Annotated in this window: 20 protein-coding genes; all 20 read right to left on the reverse strand. The window is 32.4% G+C overall.

Annotated features, from left to right (window positions below; translation table 11 throughout):
• Positions 1-8: 8 nt before the first annotated feature.
• Positions 9-755 carry an AglZ/HisF2 family acetamidino modification protein gene (locus M4I44_RS01565; protein ID WP_256472436.1) on the reverse strand — a complete coding sequence of 249 codons (747 nt, stop codon included), beginning with the start codon at positions 753-755 and terminating at the stop codon, positions 9-11.
• Between the two features lies 1 nt (position 756).
• On the reverse strand, positions 757-1,371 hold the full coding sequence (hisH, locus tag M4I44_RS01570; protein ID WP_249966347.1) for an imidazole glycerol phosphate synthase subunit HisH: 615 nt from the start codon (positions 1,369-1,371) through the stop codon (positions 757-759).
• Entirely contained in the window at positions 1,368-2,513 is a 1,146-nt protein-coding gene (locus M4I44_RS01575) for a hypothetical protein (RefSeq protein ID WP_249966348.1), read from the reverse strand. The genes hisH and M4I44_RS01575 overlap by 4 nt, the downstream gene beginning before the upstream one ends.
• Before the next feature lie 4 nt (positions 2,514-2,517).
• The gene (locus M4I44_RS01580; protein ID WP_249966349.1) at positions 2,518-3,936 is read right to left on the reverse strand and encodes a lipopolysaccharide biosynthesis protein; all 1,419 of its coding nucleotides are present in this window, start codon (positions 3,934-3,936) and stop codon (positions 2,518-2,520) included.
• On the reverse strand, positions 3,937-5,016 hold the full coding sequence (locus tag M4I44_RS01585) for a nucleotidyltransferase family protein (RefSeq protein WP_249966350.1): 1,080 nt from the start codon (positions 5,014-5,016) through the stop codon (positions 3,937-3,939).
• A 23-nt stretch (positions 5,017-5,039) separates the two neighbouring features.
• On the reverse strand, positions 5,040-5,666 hold the full coding sequence (locus M4I44_RS01590; RefSeq protein ID WP_249966351.1) for an acetyltransferase: 627 nt from the start codon (positions 5,664-5,666) through the stop codon (positions 5,040-5,042).
• A complete protein-coding gene (locus M4I44_RS01595; RefSeq protein ID WP_249966352.1) occupies positions 5,656-6,801 on the reverse strand; it encodes a LegC family aminotransferase in 1,146 nt (381 codons plus the stop codon). The genes M4I44_RS01590 and M4I44_RS01595 overlap by 11 nt, the downstream gene beginning before the upstream one ends.
• Positions 6,802-6,803: 2 nt before the next feature.
• The gene (locus tag M4I44_RS01600) at positions 6,804-7,991 is read right to left on the reverse strand and encodes a UDP-N-acetylglucosamine 4,6-dehydratase (protein ID WP_249966353.1); all 1,188 of its coding nucleotides are present in this window, start codon (positions 7,989-7,991) and stop codon (positions 6,804-6,806) included.
• Between the two features lie 34 nt (positions 7,992-8,025).
• Positions 8,026-9,219 carry an L-2-hydroxyglutarate oxidase gene (gene lhgO / locus M4I44_RS01605; protein WP_249966354.1) on the reverse strand — a complete coding sequence of 398 codons (1,194 nt, stop codon included), beginning with the start codon at positions 9,217-9,219 and terminating at the stop codon, positions 8,026-8,028.
• A gap of 28 nt (positions 9,220-9,247) precedes the next feature.
• Entirely contained in the window at positions 9,248-10,309 is a 1,062-nt protein-coding gene (locus tag M4I44_RS01610) for a Wzz/FepE/Etk N-terminal domain-containing protein (protein ID WP_249966355.1), read from the reverse strand.
• A 7-nt stretch (positions 10,310-10,316) separates the two neighbouring features.
• Positions 10,317-12,836 (reverse strand): SLBB domain-containing protein, encoded by a 2,520-nt coding sequence (locus M4I44_RS01615; protein ID WP_249966356.1) that lies wholly within the window; start codon positions 12,834-12,836, stop codon positions 10,317-10,319.
• A 49-nt stretch (positions 12,837-12,885) separates the two neighbouring features.
• Positions 12,886-13,932 carry a dTDP-glucose 4,6-dehydratase gene (gene rfbB / locus M4I44_RS01620; RefSeq protein WP_249966357.1) on the reverse strand — a complete coding sequence of 349 codons (1,047 nt, stop codon included), beginning with the start codon at positions 13,930-13,932 and terminating at the stop codon, positions 12,886-12,888.
• 12 nt (positions 13,933-13,944) lie between these two features.
• Positions 13,945-14,952, reverse strand: a complete 1,008-nt coding sequence (locus tag M4I44_RS01625; protein WP_249966358.1) for a mannose-1-phosphate guanylyltransferase — start codon at positions 14,950-14,952, stop codon at positions 13,945-13,947.
• 28 nt (positions 14,953-14,980) lie between these two features.
• The gene (locus M4I44_RS01630; RefSeq protein ID WP_249966359.1) at positions 14,981-16,294 is read right to left on the reverse strand and encodes a nucleotide sugar dehydrogenase; all 1,314 of its coding nucleotides are present in this window, start codon (positions 16,292-16,294) and stop codon (positions 14,981-14,983) included.
• Between the two features lie 268 nt (positions 16,295-16,562).
• Positions 16,563-17,027, reverse strand: a complete 465-nt coding sequence (locus M4I44_RS01635; protein WP_089077693.1) for a UpxY family transcription antiterminator — start codon at positions 17,025-17,027, stop codon at positions 16,563-16,565.
• Between the two features lie 83 nt (positions 17,028-17,110).
• Positions 17,111-18,502 carry a UDP-glucose 6-dehydrogenase gene (locus M4I44_RS01640; RefSeq protein WP_249966360.1) on the reverse strand — a complete coding sequence of 464 codons (1,392 nt, stop codon included), beginning with the start codon at positions 18,500-18,502 and terminating at the stop codon, positions 17,111-17,113.
• Positions 18,503-18,533: 31 nt separating this feature from the next.
• Complete coding sequence (locus tag M4I44_RS01645) at positions 18,534-19,517, reverse strand: SDR family oxidoreductase (protein WP_249966361.1); 984 nt, start codon at positions 19,515-19,517, stop codon at positions 18,534-18,536.
• A gap of 10 nt (positions 19,518-19,527) precedes the next feature.
• The gene (locus M4I44_RS01650; RefSeq protein ID WP_249966362.1) at positions 19,528-21,969 is read right to left on the reverse strand and encodes a polysaccharide biosynthesis tyrosine autokinase; all 2,442 of its coding nucleotides are present in this window, start codon (positions 21,967-21,969) and stop codon (positions 19,528-19,530) included.
• A gap of 15 nt (positions 21,970-21,984) precedes the next feature.
• Positions 21,985-22,779, reverse strand: a complete 795-nt coding sequence (locus M4I44_RS01655; protein WP_017494998.1) for a polysaccharide biosynthesis/export family protein — start codon at positions 22,777-22,779, stop codon at positions 21,985-21,987.
• A gap of 70 nt (positions 22,780-22,849) precedes the next feature.
• Positions 22,850-23,470, reverse strand: coding sequence for a recombination mediator RecR (gene recR / locus M4I44_RS01660; protein ID WP_017494999.1), 621 nt, complete (start codon positions 23,468-23,470; stop codon positions 22,850-22,852).
• Between the last annotated feature and the right edge of the window lie 32 nt (positions 23,471-23,502).

Raw genomic sequence — 23,502 nt, forward strand, 5'->3', positions numbered from 1 at the left:
TTATTCAATTACCAAATTTCTTTTCTGGATGGATAGGTAATCAGTACTGCTTTATGCTTGCCATGAAAGACAAACATACTACCAGCAGCAACAGCAGACGCACCACTATTTATTGCAGTTGTAAAATCTGAAATTTTTCCCGCTCCTCCCGCAGCAACCACAGGAATAGAAACCAACTTACTCACTTGTTCGATAAGTTTACAATCATACCCAAGCATAGTACCATCCTTATCAATCGAGTTAATCAATATTTCACCAGCCCCGAGTTGCTCCATTTCTAAAACAGCTTCATTAAGTCCTGTTTTTATTTTTTTTGTACCTCCATTTGTCCAAATCTCATATTTTCCAAAAAGATTTTTTTTAACATCAATTGAAATTACTATTGTAGAAGTCCCAAATAAAAGTGCCGCTTCTTTAATTAGGTTCGGGTTCTCGAACGCATAACTATTAATGGCAATTTTTTCTACTCCTAATTGTAATATTTTTCTAATTGATTCAATATCTTTAATTCCTCCACCATAACAAAGTGGCATAAAGCATTCTGAAGCAATATTTGAAATTAATTCATAATCTATGCTTTTTTTCCCTTTTGATGCCAATATATCAAGAAAAACAAGTTCATCTACTTCTTTATCATTAAAAATCTTGATTGCATTAATAGGATCACCAACATATCTTGGGTCTTTAAATTTAGTTGTTTTAACCAATCCATCATTTTGTAATAGTAAGATCGGAATAACTCGAGGTTTTAGCATTTTATATTTTAGAAAAATTAGACAACATCTTTAAACCAAATTTATGACTCTTCTCCGGATGAAATTGAACACCATATATGTTTTTATTTTGAAATCCGCTCGTAAATGGAATTCCATAAACTGTTTCTGAAATTTCAAGTTGAGGATCACTAAGTTCAACAAAATAGGAATGAACATGGTAATATCTTATATCTTCTAACATTTCAAAATCTTCAAATAAAGGAGAATTAAATTTTGGATGCACTTCATTCCAGCCCATATGCGGGACTTTCAAGTTTTGATCTTCAAATTTGAAACGCTTAACTTTAGCATTTATCCAATTTAATCCTTCACAATTTCCCTCTTCGCTATAAGAAGCCATTAACTGCATACCGAGACAAATCCCTAAAACAGGGATTTTCTCATCGATAACTTTTTGATTTAAAATTGGTATCCATCCATTTTCATTAAGTACTCTCATTCCTTCTTCAAAATGTCCAACACCCGGAAGTATTATTTTTTTTACATTGACACAATCTTCAGGTTTACTAACAATTTCAGAACTGACACCTAGCTTTTTTAGCATGTTTTGTATAGAACCTAAATTCCCCATGCCGTAATTTATAATTGAAATCATAATTTATTTTCGAAAACGTTTATCCATTCATCTATTTTTAACATCCAACTAGAAAGATTATGAACTCTTTCGCTATTGAATCTTACTTCTTCTAGATATTTGCTAAAATTACCAATAATTTTTTCTATTTCTTCAGTAAGTTCACTTTCTTTAAAAGTCCACAAATGTATCCCCTTATTTAAAAAGTAACCATAAGGTAACCATTCGCCTGCTAATACAACATTTTCAGAATACAAATGTTCTTGAATTGACGCTGAAGCAGCATCTGATATTTGTGCATTAATTACTAAATCTGTTCCTATTCTAATTTTTGCTACCTCGTCATCTGTAATAAAATGATCAAAAATAATATATTCGATATTTAAAGAATCTAATTTATCTATTAATATATTTTTATATTTCAAATCTCCTCCATAGCCAAAAGGAACTACTAAAAAAAGATTATTCTTTATTTCGTCTGATAATTTTTCAAGTGATCTTAAAATTAAAAGATGCTGCTGTGCAAAAAGTCCATTATAGCCAATTGTAACAATTAATTTATTTAAAGGAAAATTTATAGATGACTTAATAAATTTAGTAGAATATTTTTCTTTAAAATCTTTAATGATATCTATTTTTTTTATTCCAAAAGCTACATTTCGGACTTTCTTTGAAATATTCTCACCATAAAAATTAGAAAATTCCTTCCCCATCTCTAAATTCCCGATAACAATTGAGTCACATTTATAGAAAATTTTTTTCATTTTATTTCGTTTTTTCTCTGATATCCTATAAAAATCAGACCCCCACACACAAGCACTAACTGAACTTGATTTTTTCTTAAATGCATCTATAAAGAAAGAATAAAATGGTAAAACATAATGAATAGTTATATGATCGCATTTTAGAGGCTTAAAAATTAAATAGATTTTATAAAAAAAAAGCCTAATTATTGCTCCAAAAAATCTTATTCCGCATAGTTTTCTTAAAAAAGATGATTGTAAATGATATTTTATCTGTGTACTATTATTTTCAATTTTCAAGGTATACATATCGAACATATCAAAAATCTCAACAACATTCCCTTTTTTTATTAATTCATCCTTAAGTTCTTCTACAAAAGGAAACGAACCTTTAATTAAAGTAACAATTATAATTTTCATATTTCTATCTCTTTAAAAATTTGGCAATTAAAATATTCAATTCATTTCTATAAATAAAACATATAAAAACCAATGATAAAAAATTTATTATGCTGCAAAAAATTAAAGAAGATATAAAAGTATTTATTGTACAGACAAAAAAAAGAATTAGGATTGAAATCGTAGTTTTAAGAAGTTGAAAATTCAATGGAAAATAATAATTTGAAATTAATGTTCTTGCATAAAAAAATACTATGTAAGCACAACCTGTCGATATAGCTGCCCCAATTGCTCCATATAACGGGACAAGAAAATATACTCCTATAATATTTACAAAGGCTGATATGATCGATATCATAAGATGCCAATATGTCTTATTTTTAAAATTTATTCCTCCAACCGTTATCTCAGACAAGGTATACATTACCGGCATAAAAATTAAAAAAGGCATAATTATACTTGCACTATTATATTTTTTTGCGAAAAAAATTATGATTATATCTTTAAAAGAAATTATTAAAATAGCAAGTATGAAGAAAAGGCCACTTAACCCACTAAATATATTTTGAAACAGTTTTCTACTTTCATTAGAGTTTTTTTCGTACGCTTCATATGATATTGGTACCCAAAAATTGGAGAATGTTACTTGTATAATAGTCAATATTGCAACAATTTTATAGGCTGCTGTATAAAGTCCAATTTCACTAAATGTAGAATAATTTTTTAATGCGATTTTATCAATTCCTTCAAAAATCCAAGAAATAAGAAATGTGGGAACAAAAGGTAATCCATACTTTAAGATTTCAGTTATATCATTTTTATTAATACTAGTGGAATTTAACCAATATTTTCTCTCAACATATATTCCAATTATCCCTGTCAGAAAAGTTGAAATTAATAATCCATATACAATTGCGATAAAAGAGCTTTTAATAAAATTAGCATATAAAATTACAATAATAATGTTAGTCAAACTTTGAATGATTTTTAAATTAGAAAACAATACACCTTTCTGATTCATTCGAATTAATAGCGTAGAAAATCTTTCAATTACCCCCACTAAAAGTAATAAAGACAATAAAATTGGCACCGATTTGTTAACTTCATCAGTTAAAAAAAGGCTGATTTCATCTCCTAGTAAAAAAATTACCCCTATAGTGACAAAGCTTAATATTACAGGCACTATTATTGAATTTAACAGTAAAAGACTAGTACTTTGATTGTACTTATCCTGATAAAAAAACCTGACAAAACTTTGATCTGCCCCCAACTGTACGAAGTTCATTAACAAGCTAAAACCTAAAGTAATCATAGAAGCTTTTCCAAATTCATTTGGTAACACTAAAGCTGTAATTATAGGCGTGCTTAAAAATGATAAAACAGCCGAAATTAAACCTCCATAAGAAAATTTTAAAAAGAGAGCAAGCGATTTACTGTTTAGCATTTAAATAATATATCCTTTTTTTGCAATTACTTTTTTATATTCTGGCCATTCGCCGATATCTTGCCAAGCACCTTCACTAATAGGAAAGACTCCAACAATACCATTATCTTTTACATTTTCTATCAAATCTGTTATATGATAGAATTCGTCTTCCGGAATAAAATTAAGCACATGTGGTTCAAGAATGTAAACGCCTGTATTTATTTGGTAAGTGGTTTGAGGTTTTTCAGATAGTTTCAATAAGACACCATTTTTTCCAGTTTCAATTGTCCCATAAGGAATTGTATTGTGTTTTAAAGCAGATACAATAGTTATATCATTTTTGTTATCTCTATGATATTTATAAATTTCTTCCAAATCCTGATCAATTATTATATCACAATTAGAAACAAAAAAAGTAGATTTTAATTTGTCTTTTAATAAATACATTGAACCTGCTGTACCTAATGGCTTTCCTTCTTGAAAATAATTTATTTTATAATCTTCATTATTTAATTCCGTAAAATAATGTTGAATAGTCTTTGCTTTATAATTAACTGACATATAGAATTCAGAACAACCAACATCAACAAACTTATCCATAATTTCTTCTAAAATTGTTTTGTCTCCTATAGGTATTAATGGTTTAGGAATTACATTCGTAAGTGGCTGTAATCTTGTCCCCTTCCCACCTGCCATTATTACAACTGGCAGATTCAAACTAACTTCCTTATTTTTTTGTATTTTTCCGAAAATATCTTCCCAAAAATAAACCCCAACTAATTCATTATTTTCAATAACTGGCATTATTTCTATTCGAAACTCCAGCATTATTTTTTTTATTTCATCTAGTGTTTGAGAAGTAGTCGCAACTCTTACGAAATTGCGCAATACTTTTGAAATACTTGCGCTAAAATCCTGATATTCGATTAGATACCTTTGAATATCACCAACACTCACAACACTTTTATATTTACCAGACACATCTATTACAATAAGCAGCTTTTTGCCAATATTATCCATCTGCTTTAGTGCATCGGTAAGATTAGAAAGTTCAGAGACAAAAAGACTCTCTATTTTTTTATTTAAAAATTCTTTCATCTTAAAATTTAGATTTTATCAATTTATTTAATAATCCTACCAGGATTTCCCACTATAGTATTGCCATCACTTATATCACTAATAATTACTGAACCAGCACCGATTACGACATCCTCTCCTATTTTAACACCTTGTTTTACTACTGAATTTGCGCCAATAAATGATCCTTTACCAACCGTAACGTTTCCTGCCAACACGGCTCCTGGCGCAATATGAACTCCATCTCCAATTACACATTCATGCTCTATAATGCAACCAGTGTTTAAAATTACATTTTTCCCAATTTGCACTAATGCATTAATTGTTACATTTTTGTTTATAAAATTTCCTGTATAAATTTTGCAAGTAGCTGAAATTTGAGCAGTTTTATGAATTATATTCGGCAACGTTTTCCCTTTGCTCTCGATTAAATCAGCAATTTTACTACGCAATTTATTATCGCCAATACCAATAGCATACGAACAATCTAAATTCCAACCACCAAATTCCTCATTGCTCTCAAATCCTAAATACGAAAAATTATATGGATCTAAAATCACTTCCTCCCTCTCTGAATAACCAATTATTTCAAAACCATTATCTATAAGAGTCTCAGCAACAACGAATGCATGACCAGAGTAACCAACTAAAATTATTTTTTTATCGGACACTACTTGGTATATTTACTATTCTTTCTTCTAAAAATTCAGCATTTACCTGATTATCTCTTTGACAATTGCTATACATAGGTAATCGATACATAAGTTGCCAAATTGGGCGAGTCATGACTGATTTTGCATTTGTTTCTTTCAAAAATAAATCTCTCTCCATTTTATTTTCAAGTTCAACACACATTAACCAATAATTTGCTTTAGTATCGGGAGTTTCAGTTCTAAAATTTATTCCATTTGAAGCAAAAAAAGATTCATACTCATTTGCTAATTCTCTTTTGTTTTCAAGAAATCTATTTAATTGCTCTAATTGAGCACATGCAAGAGCTGCGTTTAGATTTGGCATTCTGAAATTATATCCCATTTCGTCATGAACATATTCGTAGGGATGCGGAATCTTTGCTGTAGTAGTCAAATATTTACCCTTTTCTCCTAATTTAAAATCATTAGTTACGATTGCTCCACCTCCGCCACATGTTACTATCTTGTTCCCATTGAATGAAAACGCACCTAGCTTTCCATAACTTCCTGTAGATTTTCCTTTGTATTCAGATCCTAATGACTCGGCAGCATCTTCAACTACTGGAATTTTCCAAGCACTACAAATTTCAATTAATTCGTCGAGATGAACAGGAAATCCGAAAGTATGCATTGGTAAACAAGCACTTATTTTCTTTCCTGTCTTTTTATTATAGCAACCATCTTCACGCAAATCTCCAAATTCTTCCAAAAAATTTGCAACAGATTTTGGTGACAAGCCCATAGTGTCAAGATCAACATCTAAAAAAACAGGGGTAGCATTTAGATAGCTTATAGAATTAGCAGTAGCAACAAAAGTTAACGCTTGTGTTAAAACTTCATCACCATTCTTTACGCCAATCAAACGCAAAGCCACCTGAATAGCAGCAGTACCATTAACTACAGCAACCGCCTTTCCAGTATTGGTAATATTTTGCATCATTTCTTCGAACTGATCTACATAGGCTCCAACCGAAGAAACAAAAGTTGAATCTATTGTCTCAATTAAATATTTTTTTTCATTACCTCCAAAATGAGGCACATGTAGAGGTATAAATTTTTCTGTTTTATATTGTTCTTTTATAAAAGAGATTGTAGAATTAATGGCATTACTCATAATTACATTTTTGAATCTAAATATTTACCAGTTTCTTTATGTCCAAAATTAGGAATCATGGTATGAAATAAATCAACTATTTCATCTTTTTTCCAGGTTCTACTTGATTTCATTTCAGCTATTTTTTCTGAAAAGTTCTCCAATTTATCTTGTTGGAAATTAACTTCATTTTTTATAACGCCCAAATTATTAAACCGTTTCAAATCAAGTATTTCACTTTCTGTAAAAAATTCCTCAAAGTCTTTTTCACCAGTAGTATCACTAGCAGTAAACAGGCATGGCCATTTTCTTTCTTTGATTAATTCTTCAGATTTGTCTCGAGCTTCTTCTTCTGTAGTACAAGGATAAGCTTCATAACCTAATTCAGATAAATACTTAATTGCAATATCTGCAAAAGTTATCAAATGTAAGTTTTCACTTAATTTAGGGAAGAAAACATCCCGATTCTCACCAAAAATACAAGACATTAAGCAAAGTTCTCCAGACTCCTTAGGCGTAACAAAATATCTTTTGATATCATTTGGAGCTACAATTGGCTGTTTTTTAATAATTCTTTGATTAAAACCATGTAACAAAGATCCATCTGAAAAAGCAACATTGGCAAAACGAGCTGTAGATATTTTAATTTGCTCACTTTTACGCATCAAATACATTTCCATAATCCTTTTTGACGCTCCCATCATATTGACTGGATTTGCAGCCTTATCTGTTGAAACGCAAAAATATTTCTTTGTACCTTTTTCTATAGCTTGTTTTAATGTTTTCTCAGTATTAAAAATATTGACATCTATCATTCGCATTAATGTAAAAGGATCTTTTTCACTACGTACATGCTTTAATGCCGAAAGATTTAAAACATAATCATATTTACCATCAGCTTTTATAAACGCGTCATACTCAACAGATCCAATATCTAAAGCAAAAGTTTGGAAATCTCCATCAATGTATCCATATGAACTACGCAGATCACGAACTAGTTCAACCATATTGTTTTCACTTATATCAACAACATGTAGTTTAGTTGGGTTACGTTTAAATATTTCTTTAACAACAGCTTGGCCAATTGATCCTGCGCCACCAATAACTAAAAAAGAAGATATGTTAACAATTTGAGACAATTCATGTTCATGCTTTAAAATATCTTTTTCAAATATTTCTTCATCTCGTCCTATTAGTTTTAAAATATTCATTTTCTTATTGTCTTATATTTGATCGTAAAATTCACTAGTTATATCTTTTTAATGCTAAATCTGCAATACTTTCTCCAATTGATAATGAAGATGTTGCTGCTGGAGACGGCGCATTGCATATATTTATTACATTCTTATTCTCAAAAATTAAAAAATCATCCGATAAATCTCCTAATCGATTACAAGCTTGTGCTCTAACACCAGCATTTCCAGACTCTAAATCACCTTTTTGAATTTCAGGAATTAGTTTCTGGAGTGCTTTGGTAAATGCAACTTTGGAATAAGATCTATACATTTCATACATCCCTTCTCTCCAATATTTTAATGCAACTTTTTGAAAACCAGAATGGCCTAATGTTTCCAATAACTCTTTCCAGTTAATTGTTTTATTTGTGTAACCTTCACGAGCAAATGCCAAAACCGCATTTGGCCCCGCTTCAATCCCTCCATCAATCATTCTTGTAAAATGAACTCCTAGAAATGGGAAATTTGGATCTGGAACTGGATAAATTAGATTTTTCACAAGATATTCCTTCTCTTTTTTAAGATTATAATATTCCCCCCTAAAAGGAAGAATTTGTACATCGACGTCTTCATTCATTTTAGCAATCTTATCAGAATATAGACCTGCACAATTTATTATATATTTTGTTATGAAAATCTTATTTTCTGTTTGAATTTCAGACGTTGAACCACTATGATTTATTTGACAAACTTTTTGATTAAGTAAAATTTCACCTCCAGCTTGAATAAACAATTCCGCGTACTTCTTAGAAACGTCTGTATAATTTATAATCCCAGTTTGAGGCACCCATATACCTTCCAAACCACTACAAAACGGTTCTCTTTCTTTAATTTGATCTGCATTTATCTTTTTAATGCCAACTAAACCATTTTCAATCCCTCTTTGGTAAATATTATTCAAACTTGGCAACTCACTTTTGTCGGTTGCAACAATAATTTTACCACATATGTCAAAATTAATCCCATGCTCAGCAGAGAATCGTAATAATTGCTCATACCCTCTTTTGCAATTGGTCGCTTTCAAACTTTGTGGTTTATAATAGATACCAGAATGAATTACTCCACTGTTGTGTCCTGTTTGATGCCGTGCTATTTTCGCTTCTTTCTCTAAAACAATTATTCTCAAATTTGGATTCCTTTGTTTCAGATGTAAAGCTGATGACAATCCAACGATTCCTCCTCCAATTATAATATAATCATACATAATTCTAAATCTATTATAGCAAAAAATCTTAGGCTAATTTTTTAATAAAATGTTGAATACTCAAAAATAAAATACAAAGAAAACTTGCTATAAATAAACCAAGTACAAAAGCTTTAGTTTTTCCAATTTTCTCCTTATGCAAAGGCAATATAGGTCTATCAATCATTTGAATTAAGGGAGTTTCTTTTCTCAAAGTTACTTTTGCCATTTCACTTTGTTTAACTAACTCTGTAAGAATTGCAGTATTGGCCTGTACATCAACTTGTCGTTTTGCAGATGGGGTTCGACGAACATTTAATGCAGGATTTAAATTGAAAGTATTATCATTTGCTACAGCGACACCAGTAATTGCACTATTTAATTCAGCTCTTACAGAATCTGTTTGTCGCTCCAGAATATCCATATTTATGCGGGCTTTTCTACTTTTTGTCTCCACATAAAACTTTCCGACTTCCTTAGCAAGTGCCTCGCATAAATATAAAGAGAATAATTCATTATTTGATTTAACATCCATTGAAATAATTGCACTCTTTTTATCCTTTTGTTGAACACTTAAGTAATTTTTCGTCAAATCATCATAAATAACTCCAAAAATACTATCTTGTACACGAGTAAAGTTTTTACGATTAGATTCTGGGGCAAACTGAATATATTTTAACTTAGAATTGTCATCCCACTTTTTTCTCCATTGTTTATTTTGAATATACATTTCTGCTAAAGAAAATGTTTGTTTGTTTAACTGAACACTAGAAAGTAAGGCTTTTTCTACCATGATACGAGATTTAAATAATTCTGTTAAATTCGTACCGGTAAAGAGACTTCCTCCTCCTCCCCCCATATCAAGACCTAGTGAACTAGCGATGCCTAGTGCTCCCAATCCACCACCCTGCTTTTCATCTTCCAATGCAAAAGTTAATGTCGCAGTATAAATAGGTTTCTCTACAAAAGAATAGATCACCCCAGTACCTGCTCCAATAACACCCCAAAAAATAATGATTCTCCATTTTAAAATTAAGACGTGAAACAATACTTTTATTTTTTCAATCAATTCTTTTAATGAAATTTCATCATTAGCAACTGAATTTTCCATCTATTTTTTATTTAAAGGCTGTAACAATTAATAATGCTAAACTAGAAATCACACTTCCGATACCAACCCATTCTCCAGCTGTCATTTTCTTAGTCTGAGGTTTTTCAGGGACAACAATTTGCGAATCAGGCTCAACTCTCGGATAAGATCTGAAAAACAAAAATGATGTCGTTACAGAAGCTTTCCCATTAGGATAAATAATGTAAGCTTTCTTTTTCCATCCTTTACTATCTACACCACCGACAGAATTTATGTAATATTTAAATCCTTTTCCTTTTCTATAAGGAATTTCAGAAGTTAACAATACATTCCCAGTTACTTTTACTCCTTCATTATAAACTGATACCTCAATTTCATCACCAGGAAACAAAGTAACGTTTGAATAGTGATTTTTATCTTTCACAATCTTTTCCCAGTTTACAGGAATAGTCGCGAATTTTAATTCGTCTCTAAGTTTTTTAGATAATTTAGAACTAAGTGTATCTTTTTCTTTTAAATTCAGACCTTCCTGTTTTGGTTTCAATGCTTCTTCTTCCGCAGTCAATTTTTTATCCAAATTAAGATTTACAGTTTCTAATTGTTCTATTTGCTCTTGCTTTATTGGCCTTTTTATTTTCATACCATCCAGGTTCGCAATAGATGTTAAACCTCCTGCTCTCATTACAACGTTGTAAACCGTTTCTTTTTTATTGGCTAGAACATATTTACCTGGATAGGTAACAGCTCCACTTACCTTAACCATTTCAGGCTTTTCATAAACTGCCATTCTTCTTATGTTGATCACATCAAAAGGCTTTAACACAAAGTTTTTAATCTGTTCGTTGTTATCAGCGGTAATTTCAAGCTCAACCAATTCAATTTTTTTTGGGTCAGCATCATCGATTACATCAGATTTTACCATTCTCGCTATTTCAACTCTTTTTGATGCCGATCCAGTCAAACCACCAACTTGTACTACTAGATCATTTAAAGTTAGATTTTCGAAATACTCGTATTCACCGGGATTTTTAACTTCTCCATCAATAGTTACTTTGTATTCCTCTCTAAACTCTAAAATAGAATACACCGTAACAATATCTTCTCTTTTAAGTTCCAAATCAGCATTTAAATCTCCCGACAAAGCAGCACTTAAATCTACATTAACGATTTCAGTTGTTAAATCGGTCTTCAAACGGATAATTCGTGCTCTTTTGGTATAAGCATCTTCCTTAAGTCCTTCAGCTCTTGTGATAAGATCTGAGACTCTCATTCCTTCACTATAAGAGTAATAATCTGGTCTGAAAACAGCTCCTTCAATTTTAATACGATTTTCGAATCGGTTCAAAATCTTTGTCACCTTGAAAACATCTCCCGATTGCGGAACATAGGAACCATATTCACTTTCGTTGATATCATGAACTTTAAATTCCTTTCCTGTTTTCTGAAGTACATTTACTGAAGCAGTATAAGCAAACTCATTGAATCCTGAGGCAAAATTTAAAAGATCAGAAAACTTTTCTCCTTTTTTCATCTCAAAAATCCCTGGTCGTTTCACCTCTCCCTCAACTGTCACTCTTTGAGTATAAGCAGGAATTCTAATAACATCATTATCCTTTAAACTAACGTTATCTGACTGATCACCTTTTACCAGAAACTTGTAAATATCAACATTCTTGTAAACTCTGTTATTTCGAATCAATTCTATATTTCTATAACTGCCATTCTTACCTGGACCTCCTGCTAAGTGAAGTGCATTATAAACAGAGGCAAGAGAAGAAATAGAATAATTACCCGGTTGCTTTCCTCCAACAATTGTTACTTTAATTGTTCTAATATCACCTAAACTAACACTAACCTGAGATTGTCCGGATCGAACCGTACTATAAACTCTCGCAATCGCAGCTTTTATTCTTTGTGAGGCAGCTTCGATTGACATCCCGGATACTGCTATTTGTCCAACATTTTGAATCGCAATTTTACCTTCAAAATTCACCGGAACAGTATCATCAAACTGTTGAATACCATAAATACTAACCTCTAACTTATCACCTGGCCCTAAGATATAGTTTACAGGTGTTGCCATTTTCAAATCCGGTTCAAAATTTAAAGTAGGGTTATCAAACAATTCGGATCCAAAAATCAAAGCGTTTAATGAATCTTTTATTTTTTCATTTTTAATCTTCTCCTGTTTTCTTCCAAACTCAGAATCTTTATCAAATTCTTTTGACTTATCATCTTTCTTTTTATCCTTATCTTTCGAGTTCTTATCTTTGTCTTTACTGTTTTTTTTCTCGTACTCCGTTACTCGTGTTCTTAATTTATCAAACTCACTTTGAGTCATCCCTTTTGACAACGCCATAGACTGAACATCGTTGATGGTCGCATTATTGCTCTTTAACTGAGCAACAATTTTGCCTATTTCGTCATCCGATAAATAATCCACTTTTACTGTACTTAAATCTTTCGACTTTATTATATCCTGAGCATTTGCATTAAAAGACGCTAGCAAAATAAAAAACAAAGCAAGAACGTATATTATCTTTTTCATATTTGAGTTAAAATTTAACCTTAAGTTTGGTTGAAACGAAATGTTTATTTTATGAGTATTGTTTGTGATAATAATCTTTATAAGAACCAGAAGTCACATTCTGTAACCACTCTTCATTATCCAGATACCAATTAATCGTTTTTTCTAAGCCTTCTTCGAAAGTAACCGAGGGTTTCCATCCCAATTCTTTATTAATTTTTGATGCATCTATCGCATAACGCAAATCATGTCCAGGTCTGTCTTTCACATAAGTAATTAATCCCTGTGAGGTTCCTTCTGGTCTACTTAGTTTCTGATCCATAATCTGACATAATAATTTAACCAGATCTATATTTTTCCACTCATTAAAACCTCCAATATTATAAGTTTCATGATTTTTACCTTCGTGAAAAACTAAATCGATAGCAATAGCATGGTCTTCCACAAATAACCAATCACGTGTATAATTACCATCACCATAAACTGGTAAAGCTTTGTTATTTATAATATTATTTATAAAAAGAGGTATCAATTTCTCTGGGAAATGATAAGAGCCATAATTGTTGGAACAATTTGTCAACACATAAGGCAAACCATAAGTCTCACCATAAGCTCTCACAAAATGATCTGAACTTGCCTTAGAAGCTGAATAAGGAGAATTAGGATCGTAAGAAGTGGTTTCTGTAAAAAGTCCCTCAACACCAAGTGAACCATAAACTTCATCCGTACTGATGTGATAAAAACGTTTTCCTTCGAAATTCCCTTTCCATTGATTTTTCGCTGCGTTTAATAAATTCATTGTCCCTATCACATTCGTTTTAACGAAAGCTAAGGGATCCTCAATAGAACGATCGACATGAGATTCTGCAGCTAAATGTAAAACACCGTCAAAATTATGTTCTGAAAAAAGTTCATTTATAAAAGTTTCATCCACAATATCTCCTTTTACAAAAGTATAATTAGACTTATCCTCAATATCTTTAATGTTTTCAAGATTTCCAGCATAAGTCAATGCATCAAGGTTAAAGATTTGATACTCCGGATATTTATTTACAAAACGTCTTACTACGTGTGAACCAATAAAACCGGCACCGCCAGTTACAAGAATCTTTTTCATTTTACTTTCTGATTAATTTAATAATTCTGAATTTTGCCTTTCCAGCTCACCATATAAATCTTTTACGTCTTGCGAATTTTCTTTTTGCAGAATTAAATTTGCAGTATCTGTATAGACAAAAATGGTGTTTTTTAATCCTAGAAATGCGGTATATTTTTCGGTACCAATAATCATGTTCCCATTATCATCGATAGGATGTCCTCTTGACACTAAATAGTCGTAAACGGATTCAAACGAACCTAAGTCCGACCATGAAAATGCTGCAGGAACTACTTTTATTTTCTTACTGCGTTCCATAACAGCATAATCGATACTTATGGATGGGATTTCTAAAGACAAATCTAAATCTAAAAAACCCTCTTTATTAGCTTCCCAAACAGCTTTAGATTTCTCAAAAACGTCCGGTTGAAATTGTTTCAATTCCTCTAAAAGAACTCCAGCTTTAAAACAAAACATACCACTATTCCACAGAAAATTACCTCTTGCGATGAAATTTTTAGCGGTTGTTTCGTTTGGTTTTTCACGAAATGAAACTACTTTATCGCCTTTTGATTCAATATAACCGTATCCCGTTTCCGGTTTAGTTGGAATAATCCCAAAAGTTACGATACACCCTTCTTTAGCCTTTACAATCGCTTCATCTATAGCCTTATTGTAATCTTCCATCTTTTCAATAATATGATCAGATGGGGTTACAATTAAAATATCATCAGAATCACAAGCAAATGCAGCAAAAGCAATTGCCGCAGCTGTATTTCGAGGAGTCGCTTCAACAATATTAACATACTCTCTTTTAGACTTATCCATTACTTTGGCACTAAGAGAATGATTGTCTACATTACCAACAACCATTACTTTATCAGCTAAATGATTATTGCGATCGACTGTCAATTCAAATAAAGACTTTCCTTCAAACATCTCCAAATATTGCTTTGGTTGACTTTTTCTGGATAAAGGCCAAAGTCTGCTGCCAATACCTCCGGTCAAAATAACATGTATGATTGAATTATTTACTTCCATTTTCTTTAAAATAAAAAAAGCCTTTTTACTATAGCCTGTTATCAGCTAAAGTACCTAAGACTCCTTTTACATCGTATAATAAACTATTTTCTTTCTGCAACTCTGAAAAATCCAGTTTTAAAAATTCAGCATGCGCTACTCCAAGTACAACAGCATCAAATTTTTCTTTTGGTACAGAATTAATAGTTTGTAATTTGTATTCTTTTTTAACTTCCTCTATACTGGCTAAAGGATCATATAATGTGACTGTTATTCCGTATTCTTTTAACGCTTTGATTACATCAACAATCTTTGTATTTCTAACATCCGGACAGTTTTCTTTGAAAGTAATTCCTAACATTAACAGATTAGCTCCATTAACAGAAATTCCTTTTTTTATCATCAGTTTTACCACCTGGGCGGCCACATATTCCCCCATACTGTCATTTAAACGTCGTCCTGCCAAAATTATTTCAGGATGATATCCAAATTCTTGAGCTCTCTGTGCCAGATAGTAAGGGTCTACACCAATGCAATGTCCACCAACCAATCCAGGTTTGAAGGGTAAAAAGTTCCATTTTGTAGAAGCTGCTGCCAATACTTCCTGAGTATCAATATCCATAAGATTGAATATCTTGGCTAACTCGTTTACAAAGGCAATATTAATATCTCGTTGTGAATTCTCGATCACTTTAGCTGCCTCCGCAACTTTTATTGAAGGTGCCAAATGGGTTCCGGCAGTAATTACACTTTTATAAAGTGCATCTACTTTTTGACCGATCTCCGCAGTAGACCCTGAGGTCACCTTTAGAATTTTCTCAACAGTATGTTCCTTATCACCAGGGTTTATTCTTTCAGGCGAGTATCCTGCAAAAAAGTCTTCATTAAATTTTAAACCGGAAATATTTTCTAAAACAGGCACACACTCTTCCTCCGTTACACCGGGATACACAGTCGATTCATATATAACAATATCTCCCCTTTTTAATACTTTTCCAACTGTTTCACTAGATTTATACAATGGAGTTAAATCAGGGCGATTATTTTTATCTACCGGAGTAGGAACTGTTATCACAAAATAATTGCAATCTGCGATATCTTCTATAGAAGTTGTGCAGTACAACCCTTGTTTGTCATCAGAATTATCGACCAAAACCTTCTGTAAAGTTTCGTCGTCTATTTCCAATGTAGTATCTGTACCCGATTTTAGAGAAGCAACCCGCCCTTCATTGATATCAAAACCTACAACAGCATATTTTGTAGCAAATAATCTGGCCAAAGGCAAACCAACATAACCTAAACCAATAACGGCTATCTTTATGTTTTCATCCAATTTGTATTCTTTTTTATCCACTTCAGTCATTTCAATTCACGGCTCCGCCCTTCTGAGTCACATTTTTTTGCCCCAGACACCCTACATTTATTTTCGGCAAATATAGTATATTAACTCAAGTTAATCAATACGCTTTCCCGTAATACCCAAAAAAACGGACTATTAAAAAAACTTAATCCAACAATCCTCTATCAATCAGCATGCAAAAAATTACATTGTAAAAAAAACAGAGAAATAAAATCTCAAATTAAAGAATTTTACCCTCTGTTTTAACTGAAATAGTTAAACTATAACTATTTTATTTGTATTTTATTTTAAGCACACATCCCAAAGATTCTAAAACCAATATATAATGTGTATTTGACACTTCCTGAACTATCGCTTCCTGATTACTAAAAGCGCCGGATTCTATTTTAATTCGATCTCCAGCCTGAATTGAAGTCACTGATATATCGCTTATATTTGGAGCTTTCAGACTTGCTTTTATACTATTAATTTCTTCATCGCGAACTATGGCCGGTTTCCCTAACCAAAACAAATAACGAACTACCCCGGCTATCTGGAAAACTGAATTTCGATCAATATCTTTCAACTGAACAAATACGTAAGAATTAAAAAGGGGGACTTCAACTTTCTTCTTTCTATCTGACCATTCTTTCACTTGCGTAATTAATGGACAATAACATTCAATACCCATTTGGATCAGTCTATCCGCAACTTTCTTCTCCCATTTCGGTTTTGTATAAACAACATACCAATTCATAATTTTCCTTTACAATGAATAAAATCTCCAACACCCTCTTCTTCCTTATTTTAGATTGAATTTCACTTCAATATCTTTTTCAATTAGGAACCAATCCCATTATAAATAAAACCAATTGATTCTAGTTTTTTTGCATCTAAGATATTTCTGCCATCGAAAAGAAAAGCTGGTTTATGCATAGAATCGTATATCTTTTGCCAATCGTACATTGTAAACTCGTCCCATTCTGTTAAAATAGCAATTGCATGAGCACCTTTACATGCGTCGTAAGCGTTAGCAAACGTTGAAACTGCTACATTGTTCTCTTCCGCGGACCTCGTTTCTAAATAATTTAAATCATTTAATATCTTAGTCTTTGAAACTTTCGGGTCATAAACAGAAATTTTTGCCTGCTCATTAATCAAATCATCTGCTACATATATTGCAGCAGATTCTCTTGTATCATTGGTGTCTTTTTTGAAAGCCCAACCTAAAAATGTAATTTTCTTATCGGCGACAGTATTGTATAAAGTCTGAACAATCTTACTTGAGAATCTTTTCTTCTGATGATCGTTCATTATAATTACTTGTTCCCAATAATCTGCTACTTCATTTAATCCGTAAGATTTTGCAATATACACTAAATTAAGAATGTCCTTTTGAAAGCAAGAACCTCCAAAACCAACTGATGCCTTTAAGAATTTTGGTCCAATTCTGCTATCCATTCCAATGGCACGGGCAACTTCATTAACATCAGCACCTGTTTTTTCACATAATTCGGACATTGCATTTATAGAAGAGATTCGTTGTGCCAAAAATGCATTTGCGGTTAATTTAGACAATTCCGACGACCAAACATTAGTAGTCAAAATCTTTTCTTTGTCTACCCAGTTTGCGTAAACATCAACCAATGCGCTAATTGCTTCCTCACCTTCCGGTGTTGTATCTCCACCAATTAAAATTCGATCCGGATTCAACAAATCAGTAACCGCAGTCCCTTCTGCCAGGAATTCCGGATTTGATAAAATTTGAAACTGAACTCCATTCCCTGTATTATCCAAAATACTTTTAATAGCTTCCGCTGTACGTACAGGTAAAGTTGACTTCTCCACAACAATTTTGTCTTCCTTGGCTACTTTTGCAATTTGTCGGGCACATAGTTCAATGTATTTTAAATCAGCCGCCATCCCTTTTCCCTTACCATAAGTCTTGGTTGGTGTATTTACTGAAATAAAAATCACCTGCGCCTCATCAATTGCTTTTTCAACTTCTGTCGAAAAAAATAAATTCCTTCCTCTGGCCTCCCCTACTATTTCTGAAAGTCCAGGCTCATAAATCGGAATATTATCCGTATTTGGATCATTCCAGTCTGTAATTCTTTGTTCGTTTAAATCGACAACAGTCACTTGAATATGTGGACATTTTTGAGCAATTACTGCCATAGTTGGACCTCCAACATAACCCGCACCAATGCAACAAATTTTTGTAATTTTCATTTACTTCTATTATTTTATTGTTATCTTATTTCTATTTCAAATTCTTCCAATACCAGTTCACCGCTTCCTTTAATCCTTCCTGTAAAGAATATTTAGGATCATATCCCAGCATTTTTCTTGCTTTATCAATACTTGCTAATGAATGTGGAATATCTCCTGCACGATTTGCCCCATAAACTATCTCCACATCAGAAATTTTAGAATCAAATGCTACTAAGTATTCCTTTAAATAACCTACTAAATCATTTAAAGTATTTCGATCGCCAAAAGCGGTATTATAAACTGTGTTTATGGCTTCCGGATTTTCACTCGTCATGGCCAATTCATTCATCTGAATTACATTGTCTATATAAGTAAAATCCCGGGAATAATTTCCATCCCCATTAATCACAGGACTTTCATATTTCATTAACTGCATAACAAACTTTGGAATTACAGCTGCATAAGCTCCATTAGGATCCTGCTTTCTGCCAAAAACATTAAAATATCGCAATCCAATAGTCTCTAATCCATAAGTTTTACTAAAAATCTCAGCATAGAGTTCGTTTACATATTTTGTAATAGCATATGGAGACAAAGGCTTTCCTATTACATCCTCAACTTTCGGTAATCCCTGAGAATCCCCATAAGTTGATGAACTAGCTGCATAAATAAACCTTTTAACTTTCGCATCACGAGAAGCGGTCAGCATATTTAAAAACCCGGAGACATTCACATCGTTTGTCGTAATAGGATCATTAATTGATCTCGGAACAGAACCTAAAGCGGCCTGATGCAAAACATAATCAGCACCTTCAACAGCTGAAATACAGTGGGCAAAATTTCGAATATCTCCTTCAATTAATCTAAAATTAGGATTTGAAATAAAATCCTTTAAATTATGACGATGACCAGTCGAAAAATTATCCAGACAAACCACTTTATATCCAAGTTCTAAAAAATACTCCGATAAATTTGATCCGATAAATCCCGCTCCACCTGTAATCAAAATTGTATGTTGTTTTGATGTACTCATTTGCTACCAATTATTTTTTATTGAATTTACTCAAAATCATCTTCCAAACACTAGGTTTTTCTTCTTCATCATGATAACCATTTGCATAAGCTCCGTAACCGTATCCATAAGCAGCTCCATATTTTGCCTTATTCTCATAACCATTTAATACAATGCTGGCATTATTCAGCTCCCCTCTTTTAACTCTGGTGTTTAGCAATGTAATCATATCCTTTTTGGTATAATTTTGCCTTACTATATAAAGAGTTACATCTGCAAATTGTGCAAGTTCTAACGCATCCGAAACCAACCCAACCGGAGGTGTATCCAAAATAATATAATCGTATTTTTGCTTCAACTCTAAGATCATCTCTCTCATCGCATCACTCAAAATTAGCTCTGAAGGATTTGGTGGAATTGGCCCCGAAAGTATAACATCCAGATTTGGAACTCCTGTAGGGTGTGTAATTTCTTCTAAACTATTTTGCTTTATGAGGTAATTAACAACACCTGTTTGATTTTTCAAATTGAACTCATCTGCCAATCTTGGTTTTCTCAAATCCAAACCAAGAATTACCGTTTTCTTTTCGCTTAAAGCGAATACTGTAGCAATATTTATGGAACAAAATGTTTTTCCTTCACCACTTATTGACGACGTAATCATTAGAGTTTTCGAACCGCTCACCTGCTGTTTCTTATATAAAAACTGCAAAGAGGAACGAATAGCTCTAAATGCTTCTGATAACGCCGATTTTGGTTTGTCGAATACCGCCAAACTCAACGAATCTTTATTTATTCCAATGATACCAATTAACGGTATTTGTGTTAATTTACTAATATCTTCGGTATTCTGGATCGAGTTATTGACAAAGAAAATTCCAAAAACGAACAACAACGGAATTAATATCCCCATAAATAAGGCGAGTATATAATTCACTGAAGTTTTCGGACCAATTAATCCGCCTCCGATATCTTTTGCAGGATCAATAAAATGAATATCGGATAAGTTCGATGCTTTTACAATTTCAGCTTCGTTTCTTTTTTTCAAAAATTCAGTATAAATATTATCACTTAAGTCATATTTTCTCTGAATTTTTAACAGCTCCTGTTGTTCTTCCGGAAGTTTTTTGACAGTACTTTCCGCCTGACCAATTTTAGCATTTACCATAGCCAAATCAGTCAATAATAAAGCTTTTGCAGAAGTTATATTTTCTAACAAAACACTTTTTACAGCTTGCATTTGATTGTCAAAATCTTTAAACATCTTGTCGCTTTTTACTGCATAAGCCATTTCCGATCTTTGTGCCGAAAGCGCAATAAGTTTTGAAACATGCAAAATAACGTTTGGATCTTCAATACCTGCAACTGTAGGAGCCGGTAATCTTGAATAATCCGTACTATTATTTAAATACGATTTTAAAGAATTGTAATAGGCTATTTTTCTTGTGACCTGATCTTTTTCAACATCAAAATCCATTATTTTATCCGAAACTTTAGCTCCTCCGGCTTCAATTTCATAGATATTTTTATCCTTCCTAAAAGTTTTCAACTCATTACCTGTTTGCTTCAATTGCATTTCCATAGCAATAAGAGTACTATCGATAAATCGGATGGTATTTGTCGCAAACTGATTCTTTCCGTCCAGCTGAATTTTGATTAACATTCTTACCGTTGCATTCAAATAATCAACCATCCTGGCTTTATTTGTACCTTGCATTCCTAGAGTCAATATTGATCCTCCTTTTTCATCAGCGTTAACACTCACACCTCTATAACGCGATACGGTTCCGTCAAAATCATTAAACCTAACAAAATACTCATTTCCTGTGTAAAATCCCGGATTATCATTTATCTGTAAATTCCAATTTAAAAAAGGAAGCGTGACTTGTTCTCCAGCCTTACACCTTCTTACATACTCTTTAGGCTGAACGGTTGTATTGCTATAACTGTTATTGGAATACGTAATTAATGAAGCAGAATTACCTTCAAACGGAATTCGAATTTCATATTCAGTTGGACTTAAAAACTTAATACCTATTAATGTATTGGCAAGCTGTCCTTTTGTTTTGTTGATTTTTACGTAAAATGGAACTGCTCCATAAGAATCAATCAAATTATATTTTCCCTGAACAAGATAATCAATATAAAACTCCAATTTATCCACAACTAACTCGTTGTGTGATCTTGATTGTATAACGGTTGAAATTCCATTGACCTGATCCGAAACCCCTCCCCAATTAAAAACCAGACTTGTATTAGAAGTAAAAAACGGGTTTCGTTCTTCCTTAATCGAAACCATAGTCTGCATTCCGTAAATTTTTTCTTTACGAATATTTACCTGATAAGCAATGGCAAAAGCAATTATCAAACTAACCGCAAAGAGCTTCCAGTAGCTGGCAATTTTCAGTAGAAATCCTTTAAAATCAAAATTTGAATGATTTTCAAAAATGGAAAAATCTTTTATATCTAACATCTTTTGAATTTAATTTTAGTTTTTAAGCAACAAATATACCGTTGTAGCCAATGACAAAACGGTAATAATTGTTGTAATAGATTCTATACCAGTCTTTCCAGTCCCCCATGATTTTTGTTTGACCGGTTTTACATAAATATAATCGTTAGGCTGCAAATAATAATAAGGCGATTTCATCACATTAATATCCGTCAAATCGATATCTTGCATTTGTACACCAGTCGGTGTCTGACGAATTACGGTTACCGATTTCCTATTACCCGTAACTGTGATATCTCCGGCATTTGCGATAGCTTCCATAATATTTACGTGTTCCTGAAACAGCGTTTTTGTACCTGTACTTCCCACTTCTCCATTTATGGTATATCTAAAACCAGCTAATTTCACAGTAACAAAAATATTAGCCTCACTTTTAAAATACTCTTCAAGTAATTTCTTTTCGATTCGAACACGCACTTCTTCAAGAGTATATCCGATAACATTGATTTCTCCTAAGATTGGCATTCTGATATTTCCATGATCGTCAACTGTAAATCCATTAAAATACAATCCTGACTCTGATTTTCCAGCTCCCGAAGAAGCAGTTTCTGTAGTATTAAAAATAGAAACCAACTTTGGGTCAATTGCTTTTATGTCAATACTTAAAACATCATTTACCTGCAATCTGTAAGGCTTAGATTCCACAGCAGTAATATTATTCTGTTCTCCCGAATTATTTTTATCTTGTAAATAAACCAGATCTTTTACGGGAATACAAGAAGTAAATAGTATGCTAATTAATAACAGTATATAAAAGCCTTTTTTTGTCATTAGTGAAATTTTATCGCAAATATAGACTTTCCTTTAATCTTCAGAAAATCTAAGTGTTATTTGGGTTTATTTAATTGTTTTTGAAAGTTTTTTCGAATGGAACCCTATGCAAAATACTTCTCCCAAGGGTAATTTCATCTGCATATTCCAATTCATCTCCTACCGAAATTCCTCTTGCAATGGTAGAAATTATGATTTCCGATTCGGCAATTTGTTTATAGATGTAAAAATTAGTGGTATCCCCTTCCATTGTAGAACTGAGTGCAAAAATAATTTCTACCACCTTTCCTGCCTTTACTTTTTCGACCAGACTTGAAATATTCAACTGACTGGGACCAACTCCTTCAATTGGAGAAATTTTTCCTCCCAGTACATGATAAATTCCTTTATACTGACCTGTGTTTTCAATCGCCATAACGTCACGAATATCCTCGACAACACAAATCGTTTGATGGTTTCTTGATGAATTAGCACAAATTTCGCAGACTTTGGTATCTGAGATGTTGTGACAATTTTGACAAAATTTAATATTCTCACGCATATTCAATAGAGCCTGCGATAAAAAACTGGTTTGTTCTTTCGGCTGTTTTAACAAATGCAGCACTAATCGCAACGCCGTACGTTTACCAATTCCGGGCAACTGCGACATTTCACTTACTGCTTTTTCTATTAATTTTGATGAAAACTCCATGACGACAAAAGTAATACATTAATGTTTCTTTT

This window comes from Flavobacterium sp. B183 (genome assembly GCF_023539155.1).
GTDB lineage: Bacteria > Bacteroidota > Bacteroidia > Flavobacteriales > Flavobacteriaceae > Flavobacterium > Flavobacterium tructae.